Origin of the sequence: Candidatus Palauibacter scopulicola (assembly GCF_947581915.1) — a bacterium.
GTDB lineage: Bacteria > Gemmatimonadota > Gemmatimonadetes > Palauibacterales > Palauibacteraceae > Palauibacter > Palauibacter scopulicola.
In genome coordinates, this window is record NZ_CANPWG010000073.1 from 25,612 (window position 1) to 35,451 (window position 9,840).

Annotated in this window: 5 protein-coding genes; all 5 read right to left on the reverse strand. The window is 71.6% G+C overall.

The annotated features are described in order from the left end of the window. Positions 1-9: 9 nt before the first annotated feature. Positions 10-936, reverse strand: coding sequence for a diacylglycerol kinase family lipid kinase (locus tag RN743_RS15500; RefSeq protein WP_310781151.1), 927 nt, complete (start codon positions 934-936; stop codon positions 10-12). Position 937: 1 nt separating this feature from the next. Further along, positions 938-5,650, reverse strand: a complete 4,713-nt coding sequence (locus RN743_RS15505) for a translocation/assembly module TamB domain-containing protein (protein WP_310781153.1) — start codon at positions 5,648-5,650, stop codon at positions 938-940. Then, entirely contained in the window at positions 5,647-7,863 is a 2,217-nt protein-coding gene (locus tag RN743_RS15510; RefSeq protein WP_310781155.1) for a BamA/TamA family outer membrane protein, read from the reverse strand. Before RN743_RS15510 ends, RN743_RS15505 begins: the two co-directional genes overlap by 4 nt. Further along, complete coding sequence (locus tag RN743_RS15515; protein WP_310781157.1) at positions 7,860-8,693, reverse strand: prolipoprotein diacylglyceryl transferase; 834 nt, start codon at positions 8,691-8,693, stop codon at positions 7,860-7,862. The genes RN743_RS15510 and RN743_RS15515 overlap by 4 nt, the downstream gene beginning before the upstream one ends. 64 nt (positions 8,694-8,757) lie before the next feature. Further along, the coding region (tsaD, locus tag RN743_RS15520) for a tRNA (adenosine(37)-N6)-threonylcarbamoyltransferase complex transferase subunit TsaD (RefSeq protein WP_310781159.1) at positions 8,758-9,840 on the reverse strand (1,083 nt) is incomplete at its 5' end.

The following is a 9,840-nucleotide window of genomic DNA, read 5'->3' on the forward strand; positions in this document are numbered from 1 at the left end:
GCGGGACCCCTACCGGGGGACGATGATCCGGGCGGCCTGCGGCGAGACCTTCGCTTCCATCGGGGTCTCGCCGCGGGGGTCGCCGTCGATCTCTATGGCGACGGGCGGGTCGGCCTCGATCCGGACGCTGCGGGCCTGGAAGTAGATGATCTTGTCGTCCCCCGAGAACCGGTTTCGCGTGACGCGCCAGATGATGCGGGCGACCTCGGGGAGGTTGCTGGGGGCGTAGATGCACACGTCGATGAGGCCGTCCTGGAACGAGGCCCCGGGCGCCATCCGGAACTCCACGGGAAGGGGGCCGGCCCCGAGCTGGCCCGCGTTCGCGACGAGGACCATCGACGCCTTCACCTCCACTTCCTGGTCGTCGGCGGTGATCCGGAAGTCGGCGCCGGGGCGGTTGATGACGTTCTTGAGTCCGCTGTAGATGTAGGCGCCGAAGCCGAGGCGGCTCTTGAGTTCGGCGGTGGCGTCGGCCATGACCTGCGCGTCGAGGCCCGCGCCCGCCATGAGCGCGAACGTCTCTCCGTTCGCCTCCGCGAGGTCGATGCTGGTCACTTTCCCCTCGACCGCGACCCGCACGCTGTCCTCCAGCGACGTGGGAATGTCGAAGTTGAGGGCGAGTTGATTGGCGGTTCCGAAGGGGACGATCGCCACGGGCACGGACGTTCCTGCGACGCCGCGCAGGGCCACGCTCACGGTGCCGTCGCCCCCCGCCGCGACGATGGCGCGGTATCCGCGCTCCGCGGCCTCGCGGGCGACCTCCAGACCCTCCTCGGAATTCGCGGCCTCGATGATGTCGAAGGGGACGCCCCGCGCGGCGAAGGCGCCGCCCAGCCGCCGGCGCAGCGTCTCGGGACCCGTGGTTCCGCCCCCCGCGCCGGGGTTGAGGAGCACGAGGAACCGCTCGGAATCGGGATAGAGGTGCGCGCCGGACATGCTACCGGGGACCCCCGCCGGGGTCGGGGTCCTCGCCGGAATCGCCGTCAGAGCCGGAGCCTTCGCCGAACTCCCACTCGCGGAAGAGGAAGAGGCTGTAGGTGCGGTCGTTGGCGACGTTCGTGCCCAGGCTGAGCCCGAACAGCCGCTCGTCGAACCGGCTTGCGGTGCCGGCTTCGACGGACCAGCCGGGGAGGAACGCCCAGTCCAGGGCTGCCCGCGGAGGCCCGCCGCCCAGCGGCTGCCAGTAGGAGAGGAAGAGGGTGTTGCTCGCGTCCCACCCGACTTCCAGCGCCGTGCGCTCGAACAGGCTCCGGTTCGCGACGGTCCCGGCGCCGCGCCCGGCGGCGATCGGCGTCAGGTTGAGGTAGCGGATGCCGGTCGCCCCAAGCGCGGACGTGAGCCCGGAACTCAGCGGACCGAAGAGGAGCTGCTGCCCGACCCTCTGGGCCAGTTGCGGGTCGGCGGAGCGGTAGCACGGCGTCCCGACCGCGAGCAGGCAGTACTGGTCGGTGTCGCTCATGGGCGGGTTGCTCGTCAGCAGGACCTCCGGCTCGATGGCGGTGCCGGTGATCCGGGCCTCGACGAACACGGGGCCGTCGATGGTCCGGTCCCGGTATTCGGCGGTGATGTCGATGATGGGATTGAAGCCGGCGTCCCCGACGAACTGCATGCTCCCCGCGGTGATCCGGAGCGGCCGGACATAGGGGGGCACGCGGTCGAAGAAGTAGGTGCCCCGCGGCATCTCGGCGCTTCCGCTGATGTCGAGGATGTCGAGGCGGCGGTCCATGTAGACGGAGATCCCTTCCCCGACGACCTCGGCATCGAGCCGTCCCGACTGCAGACGGAGGTTGGAGCCGAGATCGACGTTCGCGTCCAGCACGAGGTTGTCGAGGAACGGGTTCCGGAACTGTGCCAGCACGCCTTCCGCGGACGCGTCGAGGAAGTCGAACACCTCCACGTCGCCGGGATTGAAGACTTCGAGTCCGCGGAGGAACTCGTCCTGCTCCAGGAATCCGTCGGAGAGGACGACGTCGCCGCTCACCCAGGGTCTCGCGTAGGCGCTGTCGAGCCGCGCCCGGCCGCTCACGGCGAACTCCATGTCGTTGCGCACGATGCCGTGGAACTCGTCCGCGTCGAAGTCGAGGGCGAAGACCGGGTTGGTGATCCGGGCGATGTCCACGGTGCCGCGCGTCCGCAGCGACCCGCCGAGATCAGACCCCACGTAGGCCGAATCGACGAGGGCGATCGACGAGCCCCGGAAGGCAATGCGGGCGCCGACGTCGGTGAGCCAGACGCCGAGGTCCGGCACCCAGCCGCGCCCGTTCACGAGGCGCAGGGCGCCGTCGTAGCGGAGGGCGCCGGGGGCGCCGCGAATCGAGAGGTCGGACTCGGCGATGCCGGTCACCGCCTCGAAGGTCGGCAGCACGAGTTCGACGAGCGCCAGCGGGAGGCGGTCGCCGGTCAGGTCGAGGTCGAACGGATCGTCGAGGAGGCGGCGCTCCACGGGCAGGATCGCGAGGTCCGTCGCCACGGAGCCCCCGAGTCGCCCGAGGAGGGCGCCGCCGTCGACGAGGTCGACCTCTCCCGCGAGTTCGCGATCGGCATAGTCCACGCGCGCGTTGAGCGCATCGTAGCCCTGGTGCTGGAGGGACGGATCGAGGACCTCGAATTCCGCCGTCACCACGGGTTCCGCCAGCGTGCCCGTCGCCGTCACCCGTCCTCCGAAGGTGCCTCCGAGGATCGGTTGCTCCGAGAGCAGGTAGCCGAACTGGTCCACGCGCACGCCGAGGATCTCCACCGCGAGCGATCCTTCGCCGGCGGCGGGGATGCGGCCGTCGGCGCGGAGCCGGCCGAGTTGGCCGTTCAGGAAGAGGTCCTCCACGAGCAGCGCCGAGTCGGAGTAAACGACCCTGGCGGGCGTCTGGAGGGTGGACTCGAGCTTGCCGAGACGGAGGCGGAGATCCGTCAGGCCGGCGCTCCAGAGGTCGCCCCCGACCACGACGCCGCGGCCCGAGACTTCGAGGCTGGAGTCGCGCTGCGCGTAGAATTCGGCGTCCAGCGCGTCGGCGCCGGGCTCGGCGGTGCCCGAGCGGGCGAGCCGCACGGAGAGCGAATCCACCCGCCGCCCATCCAGCTCGACGTTCGTCGCCGTGAACCGGGAGCGCAGGTCGCCGAGGCGCGGCGGGTCGAACAGTTCGACGCGGGCGGAGAAGTCTCCGGCGCGATAGCTGCGGAAACGCGCACCCGAAGCGTCGATGTCGGCGTCGAGCGTGAAGTCTCCCCAGCGGCCCGTGGCGGTCCCCCGCGTCACGAGCCGGCCTTCCAGCCCCTCCGTCGGTTGCCGGTCCCGCCGGGCCCGGCCCAGCAGCTCCTCGATGGTATCGAACAGCGCCTCGCCCGCCTCGGCCGCCGCGCCGCCCGGAATCTCGTCCACGACCCACCGGTCCCAGTCGGAGAGGTCGGGGGCTTCCGCCTCGAAGGCGATCTGCCCGCTCCGCTCCTCCGCGAGCCCGAAGTCGCCCTGCACCGAGAGCGTCCCCACGTCGGAGGCGAGGAAGGCGCTGTCGATCGTCGCCACGCCGTCGGCCACCCGCAGCCGCACGCGACTGTCGAAGATCTCGGCCTGGTCCACCTGCGAGGGGAGGATTTCGACGTCGAAGACGGCCTCGAGCGTCGCGGGATCGAGCCCCTCTCCCTGCACGCGCCCGCGCACGGCGAGCCGCGACGCCGGGGCGCCCTCGACCCACTGGTCCAGCGAAAGGTCCGTGCCCTCGATCTCGGTGTCGTAGCGCAGTTCCTCCGCCGCGAGATCGAAGTCGCCGTTCAGGGTGAGCCGGCCGCGCGCGGATTCGAGTTCCGCCTCGAGGGCCAGCGCCTCGAGACTCCCGCGCGCCCGGATGGGACCGGTCACGGTGCCCGCCAGTTCGATTCCCGGGGCCCAGGGGCGCAGCAGCGTGAGCGCCAGCGGGTTCGCGTCGATCGCCGCGTCGACCTGCGACCGGGCGAGGTTAAGGAACCCGGAACCCGCGAAGCGCGAGCGGTCGCCGGCCGGCGTCCGGTGCTCGACGGCGCCGTCGAAGGCGACGCCGCTGTCCTGTTCTCGGTCGAGGGTGAGGGTCCCCTCGAAGCGCCCGTCGATCCCCAGGTCCATGCCGATGAGACGGGTCCAGCGGGACTCGAAGGCGGCGACTTCCACGCCGAGGCGCCGCAGGCTCAAGAACTCCTCGCCGATGCCGACGCCGCCCCGGGCCTGCAGGCTGGAAGGCGGCGTGTCCGGATCGGGGTCGTGCAGCGTAAGATCGGCGATGATCATCAGGTCGTCGACGTAGCCCGAGCCACGCAGCGTGCCGCGCATCGTGCCCGGCGGCGTCTCCGGCGCCGCGGCGGCAACCGGGCCGGGCGCGGCCGCCTCGCCGTCCGCGGACACGGAGTCCTGTCCGAGGAGCGGGCCCAGGTGCGCGAGATCGAAGGGCGCCAGCGTAACGCCGATGCGCTGGAACCGGGGACGCCGGTCGAGGGCGAGGGCGAACCCTCCGGTCATCCGGGTCTGGCCGGTTCGGAAGTCTCCGTTCGCGACGTCCACGACCGCGTCGCCGCCGCGGCCGCTGAGGTCGATGGACATGGGGCCGCCACCGGTCTCGGGCAGGTCGATGGGCAGCCAGCGGAGGTCCCGGACGTCGAGCGGGTTCGCCTCCAGCGCGAACTCGAAATCGACGCCGTTCGAGGCCATCCACCCTTCCCCGCGGATCGTGGACTGGTCCGTCTCGAACGTCTCGATCTCCAGGTGGGCCGTGTCGCCGATGGTCAGATTCATCCGCAGGTTCGAGAGATCGAGCGGCTGGTTCACGGCGAGCAGCGTGCCGGCCGCCTCCTCGACCTCGATCATGAACGGAGCCTCGGGATCCGTCACGCGCGCCACCGGGAACCGGCCGCTGAGGTTCGTCAGTTCGAACACGCGCTCGAACTCGCCATCCGGCCGCTCCCGCAGGGCCCACGGCGACTCCCCCGCCCGCGCCTCGCGCAACGCCTCCGCCCTCGCGGCTCCCGTCATCGTTGCCGTCCACGGGGTACGGATCTCGATGCGGCCGGAGGCGACCGTCGCGTCGTGCAGGAGGATGCCGAGCGCGGCCTGCGGGGCGCCGGGCGCCTGCGGTGCCGGAAGGAGCGAGGCCGCCGTCACGGCCCCCGGCTCGGCCGCCGGGTTCGGTGGCGGCGGTGCGGACGGGGCCGGCGTTGCGGCGGGCAGCGGCGGCGGGGGCGGTTCGAAGATGCGGTCGTAGTTCCAGCGGCCGTCCGGGTACTGGCGGAGGCGGAGGTCCAGACCGCGGGCGTGGAGCCGGCCCACGTCGAGTTGCTGCCGCAGGAGCGCCAGCGGGTCGTGCTCCATCGTGACGGTGTCGAGGGCCAGGAACAGTTCCCCGTCCGCGTCGAGGATCTCGAACCGGGAGACCGTGAGGTCGCTGAGGAGATTCCCCGAAATCGCGTGGCCGATGCGCACCTCCCCGTTCACGCTGCGGGCGAGGGCGCTCTCGAGCAGCGACAGGGCGGCGTCCCGGCCCCCGGCGGTCTGCGTAACCCCGATGAAGACGCCGATCACCAGCAGGCTCGCGACGACGGCGAGCGGCAGCGCGATGCGGCGGCGGCGCGGCGCCGGCGCGGACTCCGACCCGTTGGCCTCGCGCGCGGACCCGTCGGAGCCGGACGCGCTCAAAACGCTTCTCCGATGGACACGTGGATCTGCACGCGGCGCCAGAGTTCCAGCAGGGGGTGCGGATCATCGAACCGGAAGGGGTCGAACCTGACGGGCTGCGGCATTTGGACCAAGGTTCCGTCCTCCGTCGAAACAATTGCCGGTAGCTCGGTCGCGAATGTTGTATTGTACCCGATATCGAGCCGGATGGAACCGATCGGGCTCGCGTAGCGGAGTCCCAGGCCGGGCGTCCAATGGAGCTTTCGAAGCTCCGTGAGCCGCTGCGAGACGCTTCCCGCATCCCCGAAGAAGACGAGACTCCATCGGTCGCTCAGGTACCGGCGCAGTTCGATGCTCAGCTCCAGGTGGGCGTCGCCGCCGCGCGGCCGCTCGTCGAAGGCGGCGGGGTTCTGCGTCGCGAGCCGTTGGACGCACGCCTCGAAATCTCCCGTCGGGCAGTCTTCCGCCTCATCGGCCACGAGCACGCGGGGGCCGAGGAGGTTCTGGCCCACGCCGCGAACGCTCTGCGAGCCGCCGACGAAGAAGCGCCGGGACGGATGGATGAGCCGGTCGGTGCGGGGGGCGCCGGGCGTGAAGATGCGGGTGCCGGGGAAGCGGACGATGCCGGTCCGCGCCCGCGCCGCGAGCACGAGACCGGGTTCGAGTTCCCGGAAGAGGGCGGCCTGCGCCACGATCCGGGCGTACCGGTACTGCGAGCCCGTCATCTCGTGGGCGACCTCCCCCTCCGCCGTCAGGTAGTAGCCGCGGGTCGGGCGGAGCGCGTCGTCCGTCTCGTTGTAGAGCCCCGTGAGGGTGAGGGGCGCCAGCCAGCGCGACCGCGTCACGGTGACGATGTCCTCGGGTTCGCAGAAACCGAAGTTGATGCAGAAGAAGATGTCCGCGGACTGCTCGCCGAAGCCGGTGTAGCCCGGGGAGTAGGAGAGGGTGGCGGACGCCCGGCGCCCGAGTTGGCGCGTCAGACCGATCTCGGCACCGAAGCCTTCCTGGATGAAGACGTCGGGGATCGTCTCCCGTTCGACGAAGAGCCGGGCGCTGAAGCTGTTCTCGGCCGACAGGGCGACGGGGAGGAGCAGTTCCGCCTGGAGCCGGTAGTTCAGCGTCCGGAAGTCGGGGTCGGCGCCGACCTGGGAGCAGGGGAAGGACCCGTCGAACTGGTCCGCGGCGATGTTGCCGAGCTGGCCGGTGAGCTGCAGCCGCCGGGCCCCGCCGAAGAGGTTGCGGTGCGTCAGCCGCGCCTCGGTGCGCAGGCACTGGTCGGTACTCCAGCCGCCCCCGAGGCGGGCCGCCCGCGGCGGGGCCGGCGTGACCTGGACGACGAGATCGAGCGTCGAATCGGCGGTGGCGGCCTCGGGGGGCGTCGATTCCCGGCGGATCGAGGCGAAGCGGATGGCCTCGAGGCCGAAGAGGTTCCGCTGCCCCTCCAGCTCGGCCTCCTGGTTGTAGTAGTCGCCGGCGCGCAGGGGGAAGAGGTCGCGGATCACGTCCTCGCCGATCGTCTCGCCGCCCTCGATGCGGATCTCCCTCAGGCGATAGCGGGCGCCGGGGCGGACGTCGAGCGCCACCTGCGCGGTCCCATCCCGCCCGCGCGCAAAATCCTCCAGCGCCATCGCATTGACGTAGCCCTGGCGGCGCAGCGAACCGATGAGGCTGTCCACGCCGGCCTGGAGCCGCCCGCGATCGAAGGGGGCGCCGACGCCGATGTCGACGAGGGCCGCGGCCTCCTCCGCGCCGAGGGCTTCGGGCAGCCCCTCGAGGGCGAATTCGTCGATGAGGGTCGCCGGACCTTCCTCGATGACGAAGGCGACGCTGGCGTCGACGCCGTTCGTGCGGACGACGTGGCGGACGTCCGCCTCGAAGTGCCCGCGGAAGTTGTAGTACAGCCGGAGCCGGTCGGCGTCGACCCTGACGGCGAGCGTGTCGAGATACGCCCGTCGGTGCGCGAACCCCCAGTTCGTCACCAGGCAGAAGGGAGACAGCAGGAGGCTCGTGCATTCGGTGCTGCGCGTGGTGATCACTGCGCGCAACTCCCCGTCGGAGAGCGTCTCGTTGCCGCGGAAGCGGAGGGAGGTGACCTCGGCGCGGCGCGGACCCGCCTCGCCGGCCGCCTGCGCGCTGAGCGGAGACGGCCCGAGGTGCGGCGACGGCCCGACGAACGAAGGCGGCCCTGCGAGGGTGACGGCCAGCGCCAGCCCGGCCAGAGCCGCGGGTTTCACACCGCCGCCTCTGCGGCCCGGCGGCGCAGCCTGACGACGAGCGCGATGCCCCCCGCGAACAGGAGGACCGAGATCACCTGGGCGAGCGTGAAGCCTCCGAAGAAGCGGTCGTCCTTGGCGCGGAAGATCTCGATGACGAAGCGCTCGACCGCGGCCATCCAGAGCCACATGCCGAAGAGCCACCCCTGGACGTGCGGGTGCCGCCGCAGCCGCCACAGGATGAAGAAGATGATGAGCGAGAGTCCCGTCTCGTAGATCTGCGTGGGGTGGACGGCGAGGACCTCGGCGTCTGGGATCGCGGGGTCCACCTCCGCCCCGAAACGCCGCAGGTTGCCGGCGGTCGTGGGCGGCAGGCCGTTGGGGAAGGCGATGCCGACCCACGATTCCGTCGGACTCCCGTAGTCGTCGCCGACGAGTAAGCAGCCGATGCGGCCGATCCCGTAGGCGAGCGGGAGCGCGGGCGCGATCGCGTCCACCCCGAGGCCGGGGGTGACGGGGCTTCGGCGCAGCACCCACAGGACGCCGATGCACCCGCCGATGAACCCGCCGTACCAGACGAGTCCGCTGCGCGAGAAGAGCATCCCCAGCGGATCGGCCGCGGTCTGCTCCCAGTAGAGGAGGACGTAGTAGATCTTCGCCCCGACGATGCCGCCGATCAGCGCCCCCAGCAGCATGTCCGCCGCGAGGTCGCGCCCGGCGCCGAGACGCGTCGTTTCCGCGCGCAGCACCATGTACCCGCTCAGAAAGGCGAGCGCCATCATCACCCCGAAGGTGGTGATGGTGATCTCGCCGAGAACGGGCAGCGTCAGTGTGAAGAGTTCGGGATACACGTCTGGTACGCTCCTCGTTGGCTGCTGTGTCGGTCGTTGGCGGTCATGGCTCGCGTGCCGGCCGTCATGCGAGGCCGGGAAACGCGAGCGCCGCTTCGGCGTTGAGCGACCACGGGCTGCGTTCCCCTCTCGCCAGGCGGAACCGCGCGGCCGCGGCGATCATCGCCGCGTTGTCCGTCGCGAGGCGGGGAGACGGGGCGTACAGCACTCCGGACGAGCCCAGACGCTCGGCTAAACCTTCACGAAGACGGGAGTTCCGCGCCACTCCCCCGCCCAGCACGACCCGCCCGCAACCCGTCTGTTCCACGGCGCGTCGCGTCTTCTCGGCGAGGACGTCGACCACGGCCTCCTGAAACTCCGCCGCCAGGTCGTCGACGGCGTCGGCGAGGGCGCCCTCCTCCTCCAGTCCTTCGGCGATCCGCGCCACGGCCGTCTTCAGGCCGGAGAAGGACATGTCGTAGTACGCGGGATCGCCGGGCAGGTCGCGCCGGCTCAGCATCGGACGCGGGAGCCGGAAACGTCCCGGCCCACCGCCGGCCGCCTTGCTCCGCTCCGCCGCGCGCTGGATCTGTGGCCCGCCGGGATACGGCAGTCCGAGCCGGCGCGCGACCTTGTCGAACGCCTCGCCCGCCGCGTCGTCCCGCGTCCCGCCCAGGAGGCGGTAGCGCCCCCACGCGCGCGCCTCCAGCAGGAGGGTGTGTCCGCCCGATACGAGGAGGCCGATGAAGGGGGGCTGCGCGTCCTCGTGCTCGAGCGCGGTGCCGAACAGGTGCCCCTCCATGTGATGGACGCCGAGGAGAGGAAGCCCGCGCGCGAAGGCGTAGGCCTTGGCCCAGTTCACGCCCGCGAGCAGGGCGCCGACCAGCCCGGGGCCCGCCGTCACGCCGACGCCCGCGATGTGCGCGTGGCCGACCTCCGCTTCCCGCATGGCGTGCCGCACCATCGCGTCGAGCGAGCGGAGGTGCTCGCGGGCGGCGATCTCCGGCACGACGCCCCCGAACGCGGCGTGCGCGTCCTGCGAGGCGATCGCGAGGCCCCGTATCCCGCTTTCGTCCACGACGGCGGCCGAGGTCTCGTCGCACGAGGTCTCGATGCCGAGGACCGGGCCGCCCCGGAAGTCGGCGGCGGGCGGCGTGTCTATCGGTCG

Coding starts and splice junctions, on each gene's coding strand:
- RN743_RS15500 (WP_310781151.1), bottom strand. CDS start 936: ATGTCCGGCGCGCACCTCTATCCCGATTCCGAGCGGTTCCTCGTGCTC.